Here is a 20,667-nt window from a genome sequence, read left to right as displayed (position 1 = left end):
CTCAGGCGGCGCGCGTCGGCGCCTTCAACGCGGTTTGCTCGATCACACGTGCGAGCGTGTCGAACGCGGGCCCAATCTTGTCGTTCGGCACGCACGCATAGCCGAGCAGCAGCCCGCGACGCGCGGGCGTATCGCTGCTGTAGTAGCTCGCGAGCGGACGCACGATCACGCCGGCGTCGTAAGCGGCGGCGGTCACCGCGCGGTCATTCGCGTGATCCGGCAAGCCAAGCACCAGATGCAGGCCGGCCTCGTCGCCCATCACCGGCAGTTCGCTGCCGAAGCGCGCGGTGATCGCGTCGATCAGAATCTGTCGCCGTTCGCCATATAGCGCGCGCATGCGCCGAACGTGCGACGTCAGATGGCCGTCCATGATGAAGTCGGTCATCACCGCCTGCTGCATCAACTGACCTTCGCGATACAACTCGGCTACGCCCGTGCGGAACGTGTCCACCAGATGCTCGGGCGCGATCATGTAGCCGATCCGCAAGCCCGGAAACAGCATCTTCCCCAGACTGCCGACGTAAATCACCTGGCCGGCTTCGTCGAGTCCTTGCAGAGACGCGAGCGGACGGCTGCCGTAGCGGAACTCGCTGTCGTAGTCGTCCTCGATGATCCATACGTTGTGCTGGCGCGCGTATTCGAGCAGTGTGCGGCGGCGCGCGAGGCTCATCACCATGCCGAGCGGATACTGATGCGACGGCGTGACGAGCGCAAGCCGCGGCGGCTGTTGCAAGTCCTGTTCGCGCGGATTGAGGCCTTCGTCATCCACCGGCACCGGCACGAGGGTAATCCCCGATGACTGCAGCACGCTGCGTGCGCCCCAATAGCACGGTTCCTCAACCCACGCGCGGTCGCCGACATCGGTCAACAGGCGCACCGCCAGATCGATCGATTGATGAATGCCTGTGGTGATGATGATCTGGTCCGGCGTGCAATTCACCGAGCGCGCCACCCGCAGGTAATCCGACAACGCTCGCCGCAACGGCCGGTAGCCGCCGCCGGGCGCGTAAGTAAGCAGATCGGGATTGGCTTCCTTCCACAAGCGCGCCTGCAGGCGGCTCCATGTGCGCGCCGGAAATTCCGCGACGTCGGGCACCCCCGGCATAAACGCGCCCCACTGTTTGGCGGACACGCCGGCTTTGTCGATCAGACGCCGTCCGCGAGTCGACAGATCGCTCAGGTCGCGTTTCGGCGGCTTGGGAGTTTCCCTGGGTGTGCTGTCTTCCTTGTCGACGCTCGCCACTGCCGGCTTGCTGCGCATGTTCACGGCGGCCGTGTCCGGGCGCGTGTCGGCAACATAAGTGCCGCTGCCGGTGGTCGAGATCACATAGCCTTCGGCGGTCAACTGGTCGTAGACGTGCAGCACCGTGTTGCGCGCAATGCCGAGGTCTTCGGCGAGCGTGCGCGAACTGGGCAGCTTGGTGCCAGGCGGCAACTGGCCGGTCAGGATGGCCTGCTGCATGAGCCGCAAGGTCTGCCGGTAGACCGGTTCGGCGGCCGTGCGGTCGAGCCGCGCGGCGAGCCAATCCGACAAGATCACGGTGTCCAAGTGGTTCTATCCGGAATAATGAAATGGTTCCATATTGTAGAACCGTAACGGTCTATAGTGAGCCACGCAATTGATGCAATCCCGCTGCTTTGCACGGGAGCCAGCCGGACCGCAGAGGAGACTTGGACCATGAAAACCGAAGACGTGATCGTCAGCTTTCGAGGTGTGCGCAAGACCTACGACGGCGAAACGCTGGTCGTCAAACAGCTCGATCTGGACATCTATCAGGGCGAATTTCTGACGCTGCTCGGACCGTCCGGTTCGGGCAAGACCACCTGTCTGATGATGCTGGCGGGTTTTGAATTTCCCACCGGCGGCGAAATCTGGCTGGACGGCACGCTGCTCAATACCGTGCCGCCGCACAAGCGCAACATCGGCATGGTGTTTCAGAACTACGCGCTGTTTCCGCATCTGACGGTGGAGCAGAACGTCGCGTATCCGCTGACTGTGCGCAAGATTTCGGCGGAAGAGCGCGCGCATCGCACGAATAACGCGCTGAAGATGGTGCGCATGGAGAGCTTCGCGAAGCGCTATCCGGCGCAGCTTTCCGGTGGCCAGCAGCAGCGTATCGCGCTTGCCCGCGCGCTGGTGTTCGAGCCGAAGCTCGTGCTGATGGACGAGCCGCTCGGCGCGCTGGATAAACAGTTGCGCGAACACATGCAGTACGAACTTAAATCACTGCACGAGAAACTCGGCGTCACGTTCGTGTACGTCACGCACGATCAGGGCGAGGCGTTGACCATGTCCGATCGCGTCGCCGTGTTCGATAAAGGCATCGTGCAGCAGCTTGATACCGTGGATCGTCTGTATGAATCGCCATGCAATGAGTTCGTGGCGAACTTCATCGGCGACAGCAACAAGCTGCGCGGCACGATCGCGAACGTCGACGGCGAGTATTGCGAATTCCATCTGATCGACGGTACGCGCCTTACCGGTCGCAATATCGGCGGTGCCCGCGCGGGCACGCCGGCGGTCGCGTGCATCCGGCCCGAGCGCATGAAGCTCGCCAGCGGGTCGTCACGTCCGGGCGCCAACGCGCTCGCCGGCGAAGCGCGCGGGCTGATCTATTTCGGCGATCACGTACGCATGCGTTGTGGTCTGCCGCAACAGGACGAGTGCTTCGTGAAAGTGCCGCTCGGCACCGGCGTGCTCGATACCTTCGCGCCCGGCGCACCGGTCGCACTCGAATTCGCACCCGAGCATTTGCGAGTATTCGCAGGGGCGTGAACGCGTCGACTACGCAATGTGTTCGACGCAGGCAGAGCAGGTCAAGCAGCACATAACAAAGTCGCACTGAACGTACTGAAGCACACCACCAAAGGAGAGCAACACACCATGAGCAAGATCGGGAAATCGCGCTGCGCCATCGCTGTCGGTGCTGTGGCGCTCGCGCTGGGCGCCGCGCAAGTCAATGCAGCGGAATTGACGGTCGTCAATTTCGGCGGCGCGAATGGCGACGCGCAAAAGGTTGCATTCAACCAACCGTTCGAAAAAGAGACCGGCAGTAAAGTCACCGCCGTCGAATACAACGGCGAGCAGGCCAAAGTGAAAGCGATGGTCGAAGCCAAGCATGTGAACTGGGACGTGGTGGAAGTCGAATCGGGCGATATCGGCCGTGGCTGTGATGAAGGGCTGTACGAGAAACTCGACTGGTCGAAGATCGGCAAGAAGACTGATCTGATTCCCGAAGCACCGCAAACTTGCGGCGTCGGCTTCTTCGTGTGGTCGACGGCGCTGGCGTACAACGCGGACAAGCTGAAAACGGCGCCGGCCGGCTGGGCCGATTTCTGGGACGTCAAGAAATTCCCCGGCAAGCGGGCGATGCGCAAGGGCGCGCGCTACAACCTCGAATTCGCGTTGATGGCCGACGGCGTGCCGCCGAAGGACGTCTACAAGGTGCTCGCCACCAAGGAAGGCCAGGATCGCGCGTTCAAGAAGCTCGACGAATTGAAGCCGAACATCCAGTGGTGGGAAGCGGGCGCGCAGCCGCCGCAGTTTCTCGTTGCGGGCGACGTGGTGATGTCCACCGCGTACAACGGCCGGATCGACGCCGCGCAGAAGGAAGGCAAGAACCTGAAGGTGGTCTGGAACGGCAGCATCTACGACCTCGACTATTGGGCGATTCCGAAGGGGACGCCGAACAAGGCGCTGGCCGAGAAGTACATCGCTTATTCGCTTGCGTCGAAGCCGCAGCAGGACTATGCGCACCATATCGCGTACGGTCCGGTGAATGTCGCGGCAATCAAGGCGCTCGATCCGAAGACGCTTGCGAATCTGCCGAACTCGCCGGCTAATGGGAAGAACGCAGTGCTGCAGAACCTGGCGTTCTGGACGGATCATGGCGACGAACTGGAACAGCGGTTTTCGTCGTGGGCGTCGAAGTAATTAGTCTTGCGTGAGAGGGCGCGGCTGGGAGAGTGGTCGCGCCTTCGAGATGTGCAATGACGCGCGCGCATTTTTTATGGATGTGCGTGCGGTTCCAATGTAGAGCTGGAGAGACGGGTGTGACTACGATGACGATCGCTGCTGATTCCACGCCTGAATCGAGTGGCCGACTCAAACGCGAACTCAAAGCGGCGGAGGCCAGGAAGCGTGCGATGGCGCTGTTGTTGATCGCGCCGCTCGCGATTTTTCTACTGCTTATTTTCGTCGTGCCGATCGGCGCGCTGCTCACGCGTGCCGCGCAAAATCCGGAGGTCGTCAACGCGCTGCCGCATACACTGGCCTCATTGAGCGCATGGGATCGCAAGACGCCGCCGCCCGACACCGCCTATGCCGCGCTGGCGGTTGATCTTGCCGCGATCGCCGACAGCGACGGCATGGGAGCGCTCGCGCGACGCCTGAACGTGGAGATTCCCGGTTACCGTTCGCTGGTCGCCAAGTCCGCCCATGCCATGCCGTTCGTCGACGACAACAACAAGGCCTTGCAGCTGACGCCCGCCCAGATGCGCGCGAAATTCGTCGAACTGGACGAGCGCTGGAACGACGTCGCGTACTGGCAAGCCATTGCAAAAAATTCCGGCACATATTCGCCGTTCTATCTGCTGGCGTCGCTGGACCACAAGCAGGACGCGTTCGGCCACATCATTCCGACCGATCCTGATCAACAGATCTATCTCGCCGTATTCAGCCGCACCTTTGTGATCGGCGCGGCGGTGACGCTCTTCGCGTTGTTGCTCGGTTATCCGCTCGCTTACTGGATTTCGACGCTGTCCGAGCGCCGCGCAAATCTGGTGATGATTCTCGTGCTGATTCCGTTCTGGACCTCGATCCTCGTGCGCGTCGCCGCATGGATCGTGATTCTGCAAAGCGAAGGGCTGGTGAACAAGGCACTGATCGGCAGCGGGCTGCTGCATGACCCGCTGGCGCTACTGTTCAACCGCACCGGCGTCTACATCTCGATGACGCACATTCTGCTGCCGTTCATGATCCTGCCGCTCTATAGCGTGATGAAGTCGATCCCGCCCACCTATCAGCGCGCCGCGGTCTCTCTCGGCAGTCATCCGTTCGCGGCGTTCTGGCGCGTGTATGTACCGCAGACTTATCCGGGCATCGGCGCGGGCGCTTTGCTGGTGTTCATTCTGGCGATCGGCTACTACATCACGCCGGCCTTGCTCGGCGGACCGAACGATCAGATGGTCAGCTACTACGTCGCGTACTTCACCAACGTGACGATCAATTGGGGCATGGCGTGCGCGCTCGGCGGCCTGCTGCTCGCCGCGACGCTCGTGCTGTACGTCATTTACGGACGCTTCACGCGCTCGTCACTGAGCCTCGGCTGAACGGAGACTATCGCGATGAAACTTGCCAAGCCTTTGTTCGCGCCGCATACGTCATTGGTCGAACGCGTGTGGTATTTCGCATTGCGTGCGTTGGCCGTGCTCACACTGCTATATCTCATCTTGCCGGTGCTGGCGATCGTGCCGCTGTCGTTTTCGTCGAGCACGTTTCTGGTGTATCCGATTCCGGGCTGGTCGTTGCGCTGGTATCAGAATCTGATCGCATCCGATGAATGGCGCATGGCCGCTAAGAACAGCTTTATCGTCGCGCCGTCGGCGACGGTGGTTGCAACCGTGCTCGGCACGTTGGCGGCAATCGGACTGACCAAGGCGAACTTCCGCGGCAAGGGTCTGCTCATGGCGATCCTGATTTCGCCGATGATCGTGCCGGTGGTGGTAGTGGGTGTCGGCATGTATCTGTTCTTCGCGCCGCTCGGGTTGGCCAACACCTACATCGGCCTGATTCTCGCGCATGCGTCGCTCGGCGTGCCCTTTGTCGTGACGACCGTGGCCGCGACGTTGCAGGGGTTCAACTACAACCTCGTGCGGGCAAGTCTGTCGCTAGGCGCGAATCCGGTGAAGACGTTCTTCCGCATCACCTTGCCGGTGATCGCGCCGGGCGTGATTTCAGGCGCGCTGTTCGCGTTCGCGACCTCATTCGACGAAGTCGTCGTCACCTTATTCCTGGCGGGCGCGGATCAGACAACGTTGCCCCGACAGATGTTTACCGGCATCCGAGAAAATATCAGCCCGACCATCGCCGCGTTGGCAACAATTCTGATTGTTTTTTCCACTAGCCTGTTACTGGCGCTCGAATGGCTGCGTGGGAGAAATGCAGCGCGAGCAGTCAAGGCTTGAGTATCGACGCGAGCGGGCGACCACTTTTTATCCGAAACGCATAATAGCCAATCATCTTTTGACATTAATCTAAGACTGCTCCCATTCCCTGCGCATCGGCGACTCTGCATACTCGTAGCCCTCAATAAGAAGATGCGCTCGACGCGGGGAATTAATGAAACACCACCTCACGGTGCTTGTTTGCGCGCTGGTTTTGACGGGTTGCGCCAACCACGCCGCGCGAGACCGGCTCGGCATTGAAGACGCCACCTTGCTGCATAGCGGTTTCGACGTCACACAGGACGAAGCCGCGGGCGCCGCCAACTCACAATGGATCAGCACTTATGCGCCGGCGGTAAGCAGCAGCACGGCGCTGGCGCGCCTGCAGGCGCGGCTCGACCATTTGCCCGGCGATCAGAATGGCTACTTTCACGCCAAGGCACAATGCTGGATCAATGCCGCTCAACAGGCGCGGCAATCTGACGACCACTGGGGCTTCGTCGAAGAAGCGATCGGCCAGGCGGCCATGATTACCATGAGCCTGGAGAGCGGTGCGCCGTTATCCGCCATCAATCCGGCGCTGCGCACGGTGTCCACGGTGCGCCCCGATCTGTGGAAGATCGTCAATACCATCAAGTCGGATCCTACGGTTGCCCAATGTCCGCAGGCTCAGCCGCCGCTCGCTTGTGCCGAAGTGGAACTGATGCAGGCCGGCCATGACGCGTGGCGACGCAGTTTCTCCGACGCCGAGCAGCGCTTGCCTGATGTGCAGAACAAGTTGCGTCAGTCGGCGGAAACCGCGCTGCAATGCAAGCAGAAAATGCAAATGCCGGTATCCGCGCCGGTGCCGGGCCGTACGCCTGTGACCATCTCGGCCGCGAATTCGTCGCGAAAGATCATGCTCAAAGCCGATTCCCTTTTCCGCTTCAACGGCGGTGACGATGCCGCGATATTGCCCGCCGGCAAACGACAGTTGAACGACGTGGCAATTCGATTGAAGAAGATGCGCTCGCTGCGTGAACTGCAGATCACCGGCTACGCTGACCGCCTTGGCGACAAGTCATACAACTTGCGTTTGTCGACGCAGCGAGCGCGGACTGTCGAACGATATCTGCAGTCGCTAGGGGTGAGGTTGCCGACGACCGCACAGGGCAGAGGCAGCGCGAACCCGCTGGTGAACTGCCGGCAAACGCAGCGAGATGTGTTGCTGCGATGCCTCGCGCCGAATCGACGCATCGAGATCGAATTCGTCGTGGCGGCCTCGTAGTGATTTTGGATCGAGAGCTAGTAACCGTGCCGCGCACATCGATGCGCCTTCGAGTTTCAGACGGGCAGTGACCCACATCGCAAAGCCTGTGTATTCAGAAGGGTTAAGAAAAAATGTCAACTATTCTAATTATTGACGACCATCCTGCGTTCCGCATGATCGTCAAAATGCAGCTCGTGCAATTGCTTGGCGTTGAAAATGTGCTCGAGGCCGATAACGGCCAGACCGCTGTCGAGATGGCCCGAATCCATACTCCGGAGCTCGCCATGCTGGATCTCGACATTCCGCGCATCAGTGGACTCGATGTGATTCCACGTCTCAAACTCGTTCATCCGCCGATCCGCCTAATGGTTTTGTCTGGGCAAGATCCGGCCACGTTCGCGCCGCGCGCGATGCGCTCGGGTGTCCACGGTTTCGTCGGCAAGTCGCAGGAGATGAAGGAGATCATGCGCGGCGTCGAAGCGGTTCTCGCCGGCTACACCGTGTTCCCGGTGACGAAGCACGGCGGCGGTATTGCGCTCGTCGATGGCCGGGGAGGCGAGGAGGCGAGAATCGGTTTGCTGTCGGATAAAGAGCTGGTGATTTTGCAGATGCTTTCAAAAGGCATGTCGAACAAGGCGATTGGAGACGCCTTGTTTATCAGCGATAAAACCGTCAGCACATACAAGAGCCGTATCCAGGAGAAACTCGGCCTGACGTCGTTGGCAGGACTCATTGAGTTCGCAACTTTGCACCGGTTGGTCGAGTAGGTTCGCGGGCTATGAATATGGTGTGCCTGTCTCGTTCCGCCCGGAGCATAGGAAACCAAACGATGAGCGATCTACTGGATTCGGCGTCCGCGGATTCCTGCGTATTTGTCTTCAAAGAGAGCGCGACGAACGTGCGCGATCTTCAACGCGCCGTTTACCGTCGAATAACGGGAGTTATCCGTAGAAATGGCTAACGGCAACACACCGGTGTCTTTTTTTGCCCGCATCGCGCAGTCATCGGACAGCTCATCAAGCGCTTCTTTTGAGCCCTTTGAAACGCGTTTCCTGGACGCGTTGTCCGAAGAGGGCGTGGACCTCAACGCGTTTATCAACCACTGGCGTCAAGCAATGAATGACGACCTCGCACGCCTCGACGCGTTACCTCGTGATGGCGACTTCGACCATTTGCATAGTGTGCTGCATCGCCTGAGCGGAGCAGTGGCGCTTGTCGGCGCGCATAGTTTGATGGACGCGTTGCAGCGTGCGAGCTTGTCGCCGCCGGAACAGGGCGCTGCGGCAATCGACGCGCTAACTGCGCGCGCCAGAACCCTTGTTGCGCAACTTGAAGCCACGTCCCGCGTCTTCCGGAGCAGCTCACAATGAACCGACCGCTTGCCTTGATCGAAGGCGATCTGGCGCTTCCGAGTTTGCGGCCCTTCGATGCCCTGCCGCCGCCTTTCGGTTCGTGGCGTCGTCAGGCGCGGACCGCGGCGGGACGTGAACCGCAACCCGCTGTACACGTCGCCGCGCAACAGGTGATTCAGAATGCGATGCGGCGTTCGGCGTTGCCAGCGAGTCGTGGGCCGGTTCCACCCGGCGCCAAGGTTCTCTTTCTTTACAAGTTGCCGCGGCAACCCGACCATTCGCATCGTTTTGAGGAGCAGTTGGCCGAAGCCCGGTACTACCTTGGGATGGGCGGAGCGCGTCCGAGTTCGACCCGATCCGATCACCTCCTCGGCGCGGCAATTTTCGCGAGCTGTAGCATCGCGCTGGCCTGGTTGCTGGTTACCTGTACGACGCATGATGCCGACGGGCCGACCGCCGCCGCCAGCGCAAAAACACAATCGGTCGCGTCGACGGACAGCAGTGCGACAGCGATTCGTCCGCAAGAGCAAGCTAAACCGGCGCAACCGTCGGCCGAATTCGCCGGGACGACCACGCGGAGCGCGCCATCGGCCGCTAGCGCGGGGCCGAAGTCAACGGCTGCTCCCGGCGCTCCCAAGTCATCCGACGCGATACGTGACACGACTGTTCGCGGCACGCCGAAGCCACAACACGTCGAACACCTCGTGCCTCGGCCAACCGGCCGCGTGTCCATACGGCACATGGCGCCGATCGGACTCGCAACGGCCCATTACCAGGCGCCAATCGCACGCCTCAGCAAACTGCAAATCGACAAACGTCTCGCACTCAGCCGCGCGACCAACCCAGCCACGCAGCCTTCCGCGTCGCAACAGTCTGAACGGACAGAATGGACCGCATGGACTGAGCAGCCCGAACGCCCTACGTCCGCAACCGACGCAGCCGAGCGCGCAGCGCTACGCGACTGGGCGGCACAACAGCGTCGCTCGAACATCACAACGCGCGTCAGCACACCCACGCCAGGCGACACCGACTGGAACGCCCGCATGACCCAGCGCCGCATCACCGACAGCCCCGACGCCTTCCAGACAGGCCGCGCCCAAAAGTAAGCAGCCAAAAAAAAGCCCGACCACCGGTCGGGCTTCAAAGTCAGCTGCGTCCTCCACAGGACGCAGCTCCTGCAAAACAGCTCGTAGCGACTACTCAGGTAAGCAAAGACCTCAAGCAGCCAGCAGCGAACGCAGCACGAACGGCAGAATCCCGCCGTGCTTGTAGTAGTCGACTTCGATCGGCGTGTCGATACGCAGCAGTACCTGCACGCGCTTTTCCTTGCCGTCCTTGTCGCGGATCACCAGCGTCACTTCCTGTTGCGGCTTGAAGTCCGCGCCCAGGCCTTCGATGTCGTACGTTTCTTCGCCGGTGATGCCGAGCGATTGCACGCTATCCGAGCCCATGAACTGCAACGGCAGAACGCCCATGCCGACCAGGTTCGAACGGTGGATCCGCTCGAAGCTGCGTGCGACCACGGCTTTCACGCCCAGCAGTTGCGTACCCTTCGCAGCCCAGTCACGCGACGAGCCCGTGCCGTACTCTTCGCCCGCGAACACGACGGTCGGCGTGCCGGCGTCGATGTACTTCATCGCTGCGTCGTAGATCGACATTTGTTCGCCGTCCGGCTGGTGAATCGTCAGGCCGCCTTCCACGCGCGAGCCGTCTGCCTTCGTGGGAATCATCAGGTTCTTGATGCGGACGTTCGCGAACGTGCCGCGCATCATCACGTCATGGTTGCCGCGACGCGAGCCGTAGCTGTTGAAGTCGGCCTTCTGCACGCCGTTTTCCTTCAGCCACTTGCCGGCCGGCGAGTCTTCCTTGATCGAACCAGCGGGGCTGATGTGGTCGGTCGTGACGGAGTCGCCGAAGATGCCCAGCGCGCGTGCGTCCTTGACGGCGGCGATGCTGTCGGCCGGCGTCATCGAGAAGTCCTTGCCGAAGAACGGCGGCTCAGCGATGTAGGTCGACTTCGGCCAGTCATAGACTTGACCTTCTTCGCCCTCGATCTTGCTCCACAGATCGCCCTTCTTGGTCAGCGCCGAGTAGTTCTTGCGGAACGCGTCGGCGTCCAGCGCGAACTTGAGCAGTTCGTTGACTTCTTCGCTGGTCGGCCAGATGTCGCCCAGGTAGATGTCCTTGCCGCCCTTGCCCTTGCCGACCGGTTCGGTCATCAGGTCTCGCGTGATGTTGCCGGCGATCGCGTAAGCGACGACCAGCGGCGGCGAGGCCAGGAAGTTGGCGCGGATGTTCGGGTGAATGCGCGCTTCGAAGTTACGGTTGCCCGACAGCACCGCTGCCGCGACGATGTCGTTCTTCGTGATCGCTTCGTTCAGTTCCGGCGTCAGATCGCCCGCGTTGCCGATACAGGTCGTGCAACCGTAAGCGGCCAGCGTGAAACCGAGCTTGTCGAGGTACTTCATCAGGTCGGTCTTCGTCAGGTATTCCGTGACGATTCGCGATCCCGGCGCCAGCGAGGTCTTGATGTGCGGCGCGACCGTCAGACCGGCTTCGACAGCCTTCTTCGCCAGCAGGCCGGCGGCCAGCAGCACGCTCGGGTTCGAGGTGTTCGTGCACGACGTAATAGCCGCGATCAGGATGTCGCCGTTCTTCACGTCGACGCCGTTGCTCGTCGTGTACTGCGCTTCGAGATCGTCTGCCTTCTTCGCGAAGCCATTTTCCGCCACCGGCTTCGAGAAAAGGTCGCTGAAGGTCGACTTAACGTGACCGATTTCGATACGGTCTTGCGGGCGCTTCGGACCTGCCAGCGACGGCGTCACCGTGCCGAGATCCAGCGTGACGACCTTGGTGTAGTCGATCTGGCCAGCCTTCGGAATACCGAACAGACCTTGCGCCTTGAAATAGTTTTCGAAGGCGGCGATTTCGGCGTCGGTGCGGCCCGTGCCCTTGAAATAGTCGATCGTCTTTTCGTCGACCGGGAAGAAGCCCATGGTCGCGCCGTACTCCGGCGCCATGTTGCCGATCGTCGCGCGGTCGGGCAGCGACAGCGATGCCGTGCCTTCGCCGAAGAATTCGACGAACTTGCCGACCACTTTTTCCTTGCGCAGCAGTTCGGTGACGGTCAGAACCAGGTCGGTCGCCGTCAGGCCTTCGCGCAGCTTGCCCTTCAGTTCGACGCCGACCACGTCCGGCGTCAGGAAGTACACCGGCTGGCCGAGCATGCCGGCTTCCGCCTCGATACCGCCCACGCCCCAGCCCACCACGCCGATGCCGTTGATCATGGTGGTGTGGCTGTCCGTGCCGACCAGCGAATCCGGGTAGTAGACCGTGTCCGCGCCTTCAGCCTTCTTATGCACGCCGCGTGCGAGGTATTCCAGGTTCACCTGGTGAACGATACCGACGCCCGGCGGCACGACCTTGAACGTGTCGAATGCCTGCATGCCCCACTTCATGAACTGGTAGCGCTCGTTGTTGCGCTGGAATTCCAGTTTCATGTTCAGGTCGAGCGCGTTCTTTTCGCGGAAGTGATCGATCTGCACCGAGTGATCGACGACCAGATCGACCGGGACCAGCGGTTCGATCGACTTCGGATTCTTGCCCATGTGTTTCGCGACACCGCGCATTGCCGCGATATCGGCGAGCAGCGGCACGCCGGTAAAGTCTTGCAGCACGACGCGCGACACGACGAACGGGATTTCGTCGACGCGCGCTGCGGTCGGCTTCCAGTTGGCGAGTTGCTCGATGTGTTCTTCGGCGATTTTCTTGCCGTCGTAGTTACGCAGCACCGATTCCAGCACGATTCGGATCGAAACCGGCAGGCGGTCGATCTTGATGTTCAGCGCCTTGCCGAGTTGCGGCAGGGAGTAGAACTTGCCTTTGCCGGAACCGCTGTCGAATTCCTTGAGCGTTTTGTGGAGGTTGTGGGCCATGGTGTTTTCCTTGGTTTGATCGCGGAACTACAGTACATAACTAGATGACGTAAAGATCGACGTATTCATTGACCGGCATGGCTTCGAGCCTTGCCTGATCGAGCGACACGTCGAGAATCGCCAGTTGTTGCTTGACCGGAAAGCGGCGCGCGAGGTTGGTCTCGAACTTCTCGACCAGCAACGGTATGCCTTCTTCGCGACGACGCTTATGACCGATCGGGTATTCGACTACGACCTCGTCGAATGTCGAGCCGTCGTTGAATTCGATCGTCAGTGCATTGGCGATCGAACGCTTCTCCGGATCGTGGTAATCCTGCGTGAATTGCGCGTCTTCGACGCATTCCATTTTCGCGCGCAGCACATCGATGCGAGCGTCCTGCGCGATCGAATCTTCATAATCCGCGGCCGTCAGGCGACCGTGGATCAGTGGCACGGCGATCATGTACTGAATGCAATGATCGCGGTCGGCCGGATTGTTCAGCGGACCTTTTTTATCGATGATGCGAATCGCGGCCTCGTGCGTGCGGATCGTGATCTTGCGGATGTCTTCCGCGCGCTTTCCCGCCGCGGCGAGTTGCTCATGCAACTTCATCGCGGCTTCCACCGCCGTTTGCGCATGGAATTCTGCCGGAAAAGAAATCTTGAAGAGCACGTTTTCCATCACGTACGAACCGTACGGACGCTGGAACCTGAATGCGTTGCCCTTGAAGAGCACGTCGTAAAAGCCCCAGGTCTTCGCGGTCAGCACCGACGGATAGCCCATCTCGCCGGTCTTCGCGATCAGCGCGAGGCGCACGGCGCGCGAGGTCGCGTCGCCCGCGGCCCACGACTTGCGCGAGCCGGTATTCGGCGCGTGGCGGTACGTGCGCAGCGCGTGCCCATCGACAAACGCCTGCGACACCGCGTTGATCAGTTCGTCGCGCGTGAGGCCGATCAGCTGGCCGACGACCGCGGTCGAGGCCAGTTTCACCAGCAATACGTGATCGAGCCCGACCTTGTTGAAGGAGTTTTCGAGCGCGATACAGCCTTGAATTTCGTGCGCCTTGATCATGGCGATCAACACGTCTTTCATCGCCAGCGGCGTTTTGCCCGCTGCGACGGCGCTGCGCGAGAGCCAGTCGGCCGTTGCCAGAATTCCGCCGAGGTTATCCGACGGATGCCCCCATTCGGCGGCAAGCCAGGTGTCGTTAAAGTCCAGCCAGCGGATCATGGCGCCGATATTGAAGGCGGCCTGAACCGGGTCCAACTGGAACGACGTGCCCGGCACCTTCGCGCCGTTGGGGACGATCGTGCCCGGCACGATCGGTCCCATCAGCTTGGTGCAGGCCGGGTAGGTGAGCGCCTCGAGTCCGCAGCCGAGCGTATCGATCAGGCAGTGACGCGCGGTTTCCAGCGCGAGCGTGCTGTCGATCTGATAATCCAGAACGTAGTCGACGATATCGGTCAGGACTGGGTCCGGATCGGGTCGCACGTTGGAAATCGGAGCGGACATCGGGGAGCTTTCCTGATGACGATATTTAGTTGCTGGTCTTGTCGATCGCGTTCGATTGCGTCGGAGCCGGCGCGCCTTGCACCATGGCTGCCGTCTTGCATTCGTCGGCCAGACGCGAGCTGTCCTTGTCCGAGAACAACATTGCCTTCGTCGGGATCACGACCAGGTCCATGCCGGTTGCGGCGTCGTGGAAGCGGTCCGCGCCCGTGGTGGTCGCTTCGCGCGGCAGATTGTAATTTTTGTTAGCCCAGTGAACCGTGACAATCTGGTCACGCTTCATGTCACCCTTCAATTCGAAAGCCAGGCCTTCGTTGCACGACCACTTTTCCGCGCCATCCGGCACCGGATCGACCTTCGCTTCCTTGGCCGGGTTCGCTTTGCGCTTGATCAGGCGTTTCGGTTGCGGGCGCTTTGCAGTAGCCTTGGCAACCGGCTTCGTGGTGGTCGCCGTTTGCGCGACGGCGTCAGTCGCGACGGACAGCATCGTCGTGGACAGGGCGCCAATCACGGCGGCGATCATCAGCTTTTTCATAGAGAAAACCTTTCTATCTAGTTTCAGTTAAACATTCCGCGGGCTACCGGTCCTGGCGACCGCGTGGTTGAACTGCACGCGCTTTGAAAGCGCACAGCGACCGCTATTTTCTCCTATTTAGCGGCAGGTACTTCAAATTCTCGGGTCCGGTGTAGTTCGCGCTCGGACGGATGATCTTGTTGTCGACGCGCTGCTCGATGATGTGCGCGCTCCAGCCGGCCGTGCGCGCGATCACGAAGAGCGGCGTGAACATTGCCGTAGGCACGCCCATCATGTGATACGAGACCGCGCTGAACCAGTCCAGATTCGGGAACATCTTCTTCGCCTCCCACATCACCGACTCCAGCCGCTCGGCGATATTGAACAGCTTGCTGTTGCCGGCTTCCTTCGAGAGCTTTTTGGCGATTTCCTTGATGACCTTGTTGCGCGGATCGGAGATCGTGTACACCGGGTGGCCGAAACCGATCACCACTTCCTTGTTCTCGACGCGCTTTCTGATGTCGGCTTCGGCTTCGTCCGGCGTCTGGTAGCGCGACTGGATCTCGAACGCGACTTCATTGGCGCCGCCGTGCTTCGGTCCGCGCAGCGCACCGATCGCGCCGGTAATGGCCGAATAGATGTCCGAGCCCGTGCCGGCGATCACGCGGCCGGTGAAGGTCGATGCATTGAATTCGTGTTCGGCGTACAGGTTCAGCGACACATGCATCGCGTCGACCCAAGCCTTCGACGGCTCCACGCCGTGCAGCAGATGCAGGAAGTGGCCGCCGATCGAATCGTCGTCGGTTTCCACTTCGATGCGCTTGCCATTGTGCGAGTAGTGGTACCAGTAAAGCAGCATCGAGCCGAGCGAGGCCATCAGCTTGTCGGCGATGTCGCGCGCGCCCGGCAGGTTGTGATCGTCTTTCTCCGGCAGCACGGTGCCGAGCACCGACACGCCGGTGCGCATCACGTCCATCGGATGCGCGGCGGCCGGGATCCATTCGAGCGCGGCCTTGACGTTGGCGGGCAGCCCGCGCAGCGCCTTCAGCTTCGTTTTGTACGCGGTCAGTTCGGCCTGAGTCGGCAGCTTTTCGTGCACCAGCAGATAGGCGATTTCTTCGAATTCGCAGGCGCTCGCGATATCCAGAATGTCGTAGCCGCGGTAATGCAGGTCGTTGCCGGTCTTGCCGACCGTGCAGAGCGCCGTGTTGCCCGCTGTCACGCCGGACAGGGCGACGGATTTCTTCGGCTTGAAGCCGCTTTGGGATTGGTTGCCGCCTTGTGCACCAGCGGTTTGCGTCGTTTCGCTCATCTCCCGCAATCTCCTTTGTGCCTGCTCGATGCTTCTGATTGACCTGTGCGTTCAACGCCCGTCTCGCGCAGCGCCACACAGAGGGCTGTTTCGACTGCCTCACGGCGTGTGGATAGACCGCTCACAACAGCCGCGCCGATTGCCGCAGCGGCTTTCACGCTTATGACCCTGCTGGAACGTCAGTGCCCACTTTCGCGAAGAGCGGCGCGGCGTCTTGCGGGACGGCGCGCCCCGTCGCTTGCGCTCGACGCAGCACCGACCAGTAGTACCGATAGCTCGCGCGGTCGTGCAACGTGTCGTGATGGCGCGTCGGGCCCCACTGCGCGGATTGCGCGGCGAGCAGGATTTCGGTGGCGGTGGCGATCTCTTCGTCGCGTGGCGCGAATGCGGCGACGATTGCTTCGATCTGCGCCGGATGGATGCTCCACATGCGCGTATAGCCGAACTCGTTGCGGGCGCGCGCGGCGTCGTTGGCGACCACGCTCATGTCGCGCACCTCCGTGCTGACGTTATGCGAAGGCACTTTGCCGTATGCATGGCAGGCAGCCGAGATTTCAAGCTTCGCGCGCCGCACCAGCGGATGATGGAACTGGCCGGGCGAGCGCATGGCGGTATCGGGAATCGCGCCGTTGTGCGCGGAGACGAAGTCCATCAGGCCGAAGCTTAGCGCTTCCACGCCGGGCAGCGCGGCCAGATCGAACACGCGTGTCAGCGCGCCGTGCGTTTCGACCAGCAATTGCACCGGCACCGGTTGCGCGATCCCGAGTTCGCGCCGCGTCGCCTCGATGAATGCGACCATTTCGGCGGCATCGGGGACGTTGCGGATTTTCGGCAGGGTGATGTAAGCAGGCGCTCGCTTCGCGGCACGGAGAATGAGACGGACGTCGTCGCGCCAGTGCGCGTGATCGAAGTCGTGAATCCGCACGCCGACGCGGCCGAAGTGGTCATGCTCGCTGCCCAGCAACGACGCGACCAGCTCGGCGTGCTCCGCTTCGCGGCCGACCTGCGCGCCGTCTTCACAATCGAGCGTGATGTCGAACACAGCGCCCAGTTGTTGCTGCAAGGCCAACGATTTCAGCATCAGCTTTTCACTGCCGGCGTAGTGATCGCAGGCAGGCAGCACGGCGGGCGGCGCTTCGCCGTCAAACAGCACTTCGGCGGGTGTGAGGGCGCGCATTCTCGGCGTCAGGAGCGTGGGTAATGTTTGGTTTGGAGAAATCTGATTCGGGCGCGCTCTGCCGGACCATCGCGGTAACTGCGCAAAACGCGCTCGGATCAGATGCGAATAGCAGCATTCGCATGTAAAAAACCGGAACCCGCCACGGCGGCGCCTGTAAGCGCACGCCAGACTTCTCGCTCCGCGCCAGGCCCCCCCGAGGACAGCCTGGCGTTCTCTCACGAGTTCCGGTTCGTCTGCTCAGTTGCTTAGCCGAGCAGATGTTGAACGCCTTCGCGCTCTTCCAGCAATTCGTTCAGCGTGCCGTCCATCTTTTCGCGCGAGAATGCGTCGATTTCCAGGCCTTCGACGCGCTTGTACTCGCCGTTTTCGCACGTGACGGGCACGCCGTAGATGATGTCTTCCGGAATGCCGTACGAACCGTCCGACGGAATACCCATGGTGACCCACTTGCCGTTCGTGCCCAGCACCCAGTCACGCACGTGGTCGATCGCCGCGTTAGCCGCCGACGCTGCCGACGACAGGCCGCGCGCTTCGATGATCGCCGCGCCACGCTTGCCGACGGTCGGGATGAACGTGTTGCGGTTCCACTCGTCGTCGTTGATCAGCTTGGTCAGGTCTTGACCTTCTGCCGTTGCAAAGCGGAAGTCCGGGTACATGGTCGGCGAGTGGTTGCCCCACACAGCCAGCTTTTCGATCGACGCGACCGGCTTGCCCGACTTGGCGGCCAGTTGCGACAGCGCGCGGTTGTGGTCCAGACGCAGCATGGCGGTGAAGTTCTTCTTCGGCAGATCCGGCGCCGACTTCATGGCGATGTAAGCGTTCGTGTTGGCCGGGTTGCCGACCACCAGCACCTTCACGTCGCGGCTCGCGACTTCGTTCAGCGCCTTGCCCTGAACCGTGAAGATTTCGGCGTTGGCCGACAGCAGGTCCTTACGCTCCATGCCTTTCGAACGCGGACGCGCGCCGACCAGCAGGGCGACGTCTGCATCCTTGAATGCAACCTTGGGGTCGTCGGTGATTACGACGCCCGACAGCAGCGGGAATGCGCAATCATCCAGTTCCATCACGACGCCTTTGACGGCGCCTTGCGCTTGCGGCAGGTCGAGCAGTTGCAGGACCACCGGCTGATCCTTGCCGAGCAGATCGCCATTGGCGATGCGGAACAGCAGGGAGTAAGCGATTTGACCTGCGGCGCCGGTGACGGCAACGCGCTTTGCGGGCTTAGCCATTGAGAAATCTCCAGGACGATGCGTTAGACGCTAGGGAAAACGCCATTCTATATGCGCGTTCAGCGAAGCGTTATGAAACACGGCGGAATTCACTGTCGCGGACTGCCTCGAAATCTGCCGAGGCCGAGCGGCGTGTTGCGGCGAGACCGCCATGCCGGAAACCTGAACTACAGCATGGGAGCGGGAATACGAGGCGCCGGGTAGCCGCTGCACGGTGCGGGCTCCTGCAAACAGCGCGTTTCGGCAAGCGTCTGACCAGCGAATGGCGGCGAAATCGAAACCTGAACTGCGTGGGAACAGCATGGTGCAGAGTGGCTGCCGGCGCGTCGCGGCGCTGCATCAAATAGCCGCCGAAAATCCCGCAAACCCTTGCTCGACAAGGAGTGTAGGAGTCGTCAGAGGCAAAGTCAACATTATCTTATGTCTTATATAAGACATATCTGTTGCGGGGAAAACCCTAGACGCGGCCTAGCCCTTTATGATGAAATGCGCGCATGAATTCGAACCCGGCGAACACCACGAATCCGAGCGGCCAAGGGGTGGCGGGTGAGGGTGTACCCGCTGCGTCTACGGCCGCATCGCCCACTTTCAGCCCCTTGTATCAGCAGATCAAAGGGTTGATCACGCAGAGCCTGGAAAGCGGCGAGTGGAAGCCGGGCGAGATCATTCCTAGTGAAGTCGAATTGGCGGCCAGATACAAGGTCAGTCAGGGAACGGTGCGTAAAGCGATCGACGAACTTGCCGCCGACAACCTGCTCGTGCGCCGTCAGGGCAAGGGCACGTTTGTTGCGACGCACAACGAAGACCGCGCCCAGTTTCGCTTCCTCAGATTACTGGCCGATGACGGCGCGGAACATCCGCACGTCAGCCGTCTGCTCGAATGCCGGCGCTTGCGCGCTTCGGCGGACATTGCCCGGCAACTCGATCTGAAGCCGGCCGATCCGGTCGTCTTGATCAAGCGCTTGCTGCAGTTCGACGGCGAAGTCACGGTGCTCGACGAAATCTGGCTGCCGGGCGCCGTGTTCCGCGGCCTGACGCTCGAGCGGCTGTCGGAGTATAAAGGTCCGCTCTACGCGATGTTCGAGACGGAGTTCGGCACCCGCATGATCCGCGCCACGGAGAAGATCCGCGCCGTCGCGGCCGAGCCTTCCGTGGCCGATCTGCTGCATGTGCCCGCGGGTTTTCCGCTGCTATCGGTCGAGCGCGTGTCCTATACATATGGGGACCGGCCGGTTGAAGTGCGCCGCGGTTGGTATGTCACAACCGGGTATTACTATCAGAACGACCTAAGCTGAATCGGGCTGAATAAGCGCGCTGCGTCCCACACGCGCGCCTGTTTGAAGGCGCCTCTATCGCGCGTGCTGTAACGGACCTGTCGTGGTTTTCGCTGCAGCGCGATATAAAAAGGCGCTAAAATTGCGGATTAGTGTGACTACATAGTAGGGGTCTAGCATGGCTGAAGCCGTAAAAAAACCGAGGCCGGAATTCCGGAACATCGGTATCGGGCAGATATTGACGGCGTACCGTCTACCGCTAGCGGGGCGAGTATCGATCTTGCACCGCTTGAGCGGTGGTCTGCTTTTTGTTTTTCTTCCGTTCCTGCTGTACCTCTTCGATCAGAGCCTCACTTCTGAACTCAGTTTCGAAGTCTTCAAAGGTTTCCTCTCCAACATCATCGTCAAGCTCATCACGCTCGTTCTCGCGTGGGCCTTCCTGTTTCACTTCTGCGCCGGCGTCCGTCACTTGCTGATGGACACGAACCACGACGCAGTGACGAAGGAAAAGGGCAAGTCGACCTCCATCGTCGTTCTCGTCGTGTCGTCGTTGCTCACCATTGCATTCGCGGCAAAACTGTTCGGAGCATTCTAAAAAATGTCATCAAATAACCGAATCGGTTCGAAGCGTCTTGTTGTCGGCGCGCATTACGGTCTGCGCGACTGGCTGGCGCAGCGCATCACGGCCACGATCATGGCGGTCTACACCGTCATCCTGCTCGCCTGGTTCTTCGGCGCGCGCGATTTCTCGTACGACGGCTGGGCGTCGATCTTCGCCACGCAATGGATGAAGCTTGCCACGTTCGTCATGCTGCTTTCGCTGTTCTATCACGCGTGGGTGGGTATCCGCGACATCTGGATGGACTACGTGAAGCCCGTTGGCATCCGCCTGTTGCTTCAAGCGCTGACGATCGTCTGGCTGCTCGCGTCGGCGGGCTACGCTGCGCAGATTCTCTGGAGAGTGTAAA

Annotated in this window: 18 protein-coding genes; 11 read left to right on the top strand and 7 right to left on the bottom strand. The window is 61.0% G+C overall.

What is annotated here, in order from left to right; genetic code table 11:
• Position 1: 1 nt before the first annotated feature.
• Entirely contained in the window at positions 2-1,549 is a 1,548-nt protein-coding gene (locus B0G81_RS01980) for a PLP-dependent aminotransferase family protein (RefSeq protein WP_116122684.1), read from the bottom strand.
• Between the two features lie 129 nt (positions 1,550-1,678).
• Here B0G81_RS01980 and B0G81_RS01975 point away from each other — a divergent pair, with 129 nt between their 5' ends.
• The 8 genes from B0G81_RS01975 (at position 1,679) to B0G81_RS01940 (ending at position 9,872) form a co-directional block, all read left to right on the top strand.
• Positions 1,679-2,776: an ABC transporter ATP-binding protein gene (locus B0G81_RS01975; RefSeq protein ID WP_116122683.1), complete on the top strand. Its 1,098-nt coding sequence runs from the start codon at positions 1,679-1,681 to the stop codon at positions 2,774-2,776.
• A 108-nt stretch (positions 2,777-2,884) separates the two neighbouring features.
• A complete protein-coding gene (locus B0G81_RS01970) occupies positions 2,885-3,934 on the top strand; it encodes an ABC transporter substrate-binding protein (RefSeq protein ID WP_134133066.1) in 1,050 nt (349 codons plus the stop codon).
• A 128-nt stretch (positions 3,935-4,062) separates the two neighbouring features.
• On the top strand, positions 4,063-5,331 hold the full coding sequence (locus B0G81_RS01965; protein WP_208328592.1) for an ABC transporter permease: 1,269 nt from the start codon (positions 4,063-4,065) through the stop codon (positions 5,329-5,331).
• 15 nt (positions 5,332-5,346) lie between these two features.
• A complete protein-coding gene (locus B0G81_RS01960; protein WP_106281718.1) occupies positions 5,347-6,186 on the top strand; it encodes an ABC transporter permease in 840 nt (279 codons plus the stop codon).
• Between the two features lie 154 nt (positions 6,187-6,340).
• The gene (locus B0G81_RS01955; RefSeq protein WP_134133059.1) at positions 6,341-7,432 is read left to right on the top strand and encodes an OmpA family protein; all 1,092 of its coding nucleotides are present in this window, start codon (positions 6,341-6,343) and stop codon (positions 7,430-7,432) included.
• A 113-nt stretch (positions 7,433-7,545) separates the two neighbouring features.
• Positions 7,546-8,181 carry a response regulator transcription factor gene (locus tag B0G81_RS01950; protein WP_134133055.1) on the top strand — a complete coding sequence of 212 codons (636 nt, stop codon included), beginning with the start codon at positions 7,546-7,548 and terminating at the stop codon, positions 8,179-8,181.
• Between the two features lie 186 nt (positions 8,182-8,367).
• Positions 8,368-8,784: an Hpt domain-containing protein gene (locus B0G81_RS01945; protein WP_134133052.1), complete on the top strand. Its 417-nt coding sequence runs from the start codon at positions 8,368-8,370 to the stop codon at positions 8,782-8,784.
• Positions 8,781-9,872, top strand: a complete 1,092-nt coding sequence (locus B0G81_RS01940; protein ID WP_134133049.1) for a hypothetical protein — start codon at positions 8,781-8,783, stop codon at positions 9,870-9,872. Before B0G81_RS01945 ends, B0G81_RS01940 begins: the two co-directional genes overlap by 4 nt.
• A gap of 111 nt (positions 9,873-9,983) precedes the next feature.
• Here the strand turns inward: B0G81_RS01940 and acnA are convergent, their stop codons facing one another.
• From acnA to B0G81_RS01910, 6 genes are all read right to left on the bottom strand, one after another.
• Complete coding sequence (gene acnA, locus B0G81_RS01935) at positions 9,984-12,701, bottom strand: aconitate hydratase AcnA (protein ID WP_134133045.1); 2,718 nt, start codon at positions 12,699-12,701, stop codon at positions 9,984-9,986.
• A gap of 40 nt (positions 12,702-12,741) precedes the next feature.
• Positions 12,742-14,193 (bottom strand): bifunctional 2-methylcitrate dehydratase/aconitate hydratase, encoded by a 1,452-nt coding sequence (locus B0G81_RS01930; RefSeq protein WP_134133042.1) that lies wholly within the window; start codon positions 14,191-14,193, stop codon positions 12,742-12,744.
• Between the two features lie 25 nt (positions 14,194-14,218).
• Positions 14,219-14,725, bottom strand: coding sequence for a hypothetical protein (locus B0G81_RS01925; RefSeq protein WP_134133039.1), 507 nt, complete (start codon positions 14,723-14,725; stop codon positions 14,219-14,221).
• A gap of 103 nt (positions 14,726-14,828) precedes the next feature.
• Entirely contained in the window at positions 14,829-16,016 is a 1,188-nt protein-coding gene (prpC, locus tag B0G81_RS01920; RefSeq protein WP_134133034.1) for a 2-methylcitrate synthase, read from the bottom strand.
• A gap of 160 nt (positions 16,017-16,176) precedes the next feature.
• Complete coding sequence (locus B0G81_RS01915; RefSeq protein ID WP_134133030.1) at positions 16,177-17,193, bottom strand: aldolase/citrate lyase family protein; 1,017 nt, start codon at positions 17,191-17,193, stop codon at positions 16,177-16,179.
• 248 nt (positions 17,194-17,441) lie between these two features.
• Positions 17,442-18,425 carry a malate dehydrogenase gene (locus tag B0G81_RS01910; RefSeq protein WP_106282585.1) on the bottom strand — a complete coding sequence of 328 codons (984 nt, stop codon included), beginning with the start codon at positions 18,423-18,425 and terminating at the stop codon, positions 17,442-17,444.
• 494 nt (positions 18,426-18,919) lie between these two features.
• On the opposite strand from B0G81_RS01910, the gene B0G81_RS01905 reads away from it, so the two are divergent.
• The 3 genes from B0G81_RS01905 (at position 18,920) to sdhD (ending at position 20,666) form a co-directional block, all read left to right on the top strand.
• Positions 18,920-19,720 (top strand): GntR family transcriptional regulator, encoded by an 801-nt coding sequence (locus B0G81_RS01905; protein WP_106282586.1) that lies wholly within the window; start codon positions 18,920-18,922, stop codon positions 19,718-19,720.
• A gap of 157 nt (positions 19,721-19,877) precedes the next feature.
• Entirely contained in the window at positions 19,878-20,294 is a 417-nt protein-coding gene (sdhC, locus tag B0G81_RS01900) for a succinate dehydrogenase, cytochrome b556 subunit (RefSeq protein WP_106282587.1), read from the top strand.
• Between the two features lie 3 nt (positions 20,295-20,297).
• On the top strand, positions 20,298-20,666 hold the full coding sequence (sdhD, locus tag B0G81_RS01895; RefSeq protein ID WP_106282588.1) for a succinate dehydrogenase, hydrophobic membrane anchor protein: 369 nt from the start codon (positions 20,298-20,300) through the stop codon (positions 20,664-20,666).
• Position 20,667: the final 1 nt, after the last annotated feature.

Source organism: Paraburkholderia sp. BL6665CI2N2, assembly GCF_004366535.1.
Taxonomy (GTDB): domain Bacteria; phylum Pseudomonadota; class Gammaproteobacteria; order Burkholderiales; family Burkholderiaceae; genus Paraburkholderia.
The sequence above is the reverse complement of the archived record's forward strand: the minus strand, read 5'-3'. Positions and strand labels throughout refer to the sequence as shown.

Coding starts and splice junctions, on each gene's coding strand:
- B0G81_RS01975 (WP_116122683.1), top strand. CDS start 1,679: ATGAAAACCGAAGACGTGATCGTCAGCTTTCGAGGTGTGCGCAAGACC.
- B0G81_RS01970 (WP_134133066.1), top strand. CDS start 2,885: ATGAGCAAGATCGGGAAATCGCGCTGCGCCATCGCTGTCGGTGCTGTG.
- B0G81_RS01965 (WP_208328592.1), top strand. CDS start 4,063: ATGACGATCGCTGCTGATTCCACGCCTGAATCGAGTGGCCGACTCAAA.
- B0G81_RS01960 (WP_106281718.1), top strand. CDS start 5,347: ATGAAACTTGCCAAGCCTTTGTTCGCGCCGCATACGTCATTGGTCGAA.
- B0G81_RS01955 (WP_134133059.1), top strand. CDS start 6,341: ATGAAACACCACCTCACGGTGCTTGTTTGCGCGCTGGTTTTGACGGGT.
- B0G81_RS01950 (WP_134133055.1), top strand. CDS start 7,546: ATGTCAACTATTCTAATTATTGACGACCATCCTGCGTTCCGCATGATC.
- B0G81_RS01945 (WP_134133052.1), top strand. CDS start 8,368: ATGGCTAACGGCAACACACCGGTGTCTTTTTTTGCCCGCATCGCGCAG.
- B0G81_RS01940 (WP_134133049.1), top strand. CDS start 8,781: ATGAACCGACCGCTTGCCTTGATCGAAGGCGATCTGGCGCTTCCGAGT.
- acnA (WP_134133045.1), bottom strand. CDS start 12,701: ATGGCCCACAACCTCCACAAAACGCTCAAGGAATTCGACAGCGGTTCC.
- B0G81_RS01930 (WP_134133042.1), bottom strand. CDS start 14,193: ATGTCCGCTCCGATTTCCAACGTGCGACCCGATCCGGACCCAGTCCTG.
- B0G81_RS01925 (WP_134133039.1), bottom strand. CDS start 14,725: ATGAAAAAGCTGATGATCGCCGCCGTGATTGGCGCCCTGTCCACGACG.
- prpC (WP_134133034.1), bottom strand. CDS start 16,016: ATGAGCGAAACGACGCAAACCGCTGGTGCACAAGGCGGCAACCAATCC.
- B0G81_RS01915 (WP_134133030.1), bottom strand. CDS start 17,193: ATGCGCGCCCTCACACCCGCCGAAGTGCTGTTTGACGGCGAAGCGCCG.
- B0G81_RS01910 (WP_106282585.1), bottom strand. CDS start 18,425: ATGGCTAAGCCCGCAAAGCGCGTTGCCGTCACCGGCGCCGCAGGTCAA.
- B0G81_RS01905 (WP_106282586.1), top strand. CDS start 18,920: ATGAATTCGAACCCGGCGAACACCACGAATCCGAGCGGCCAAGGGGTG.
- sdhC (WP_106282587.1), top strand. CDS start 19,878: ATGGCTGAAGCCGTAAAAAAACCGAGGCCGGAATTCCGGAACATCGGT.
- sdhD (WP_106282588.1), top strand. CDS start 20,298: ATGTCATCAAATAACCGAATCGGTTCGAAGCGTCTTGTTGTCGGCGCG.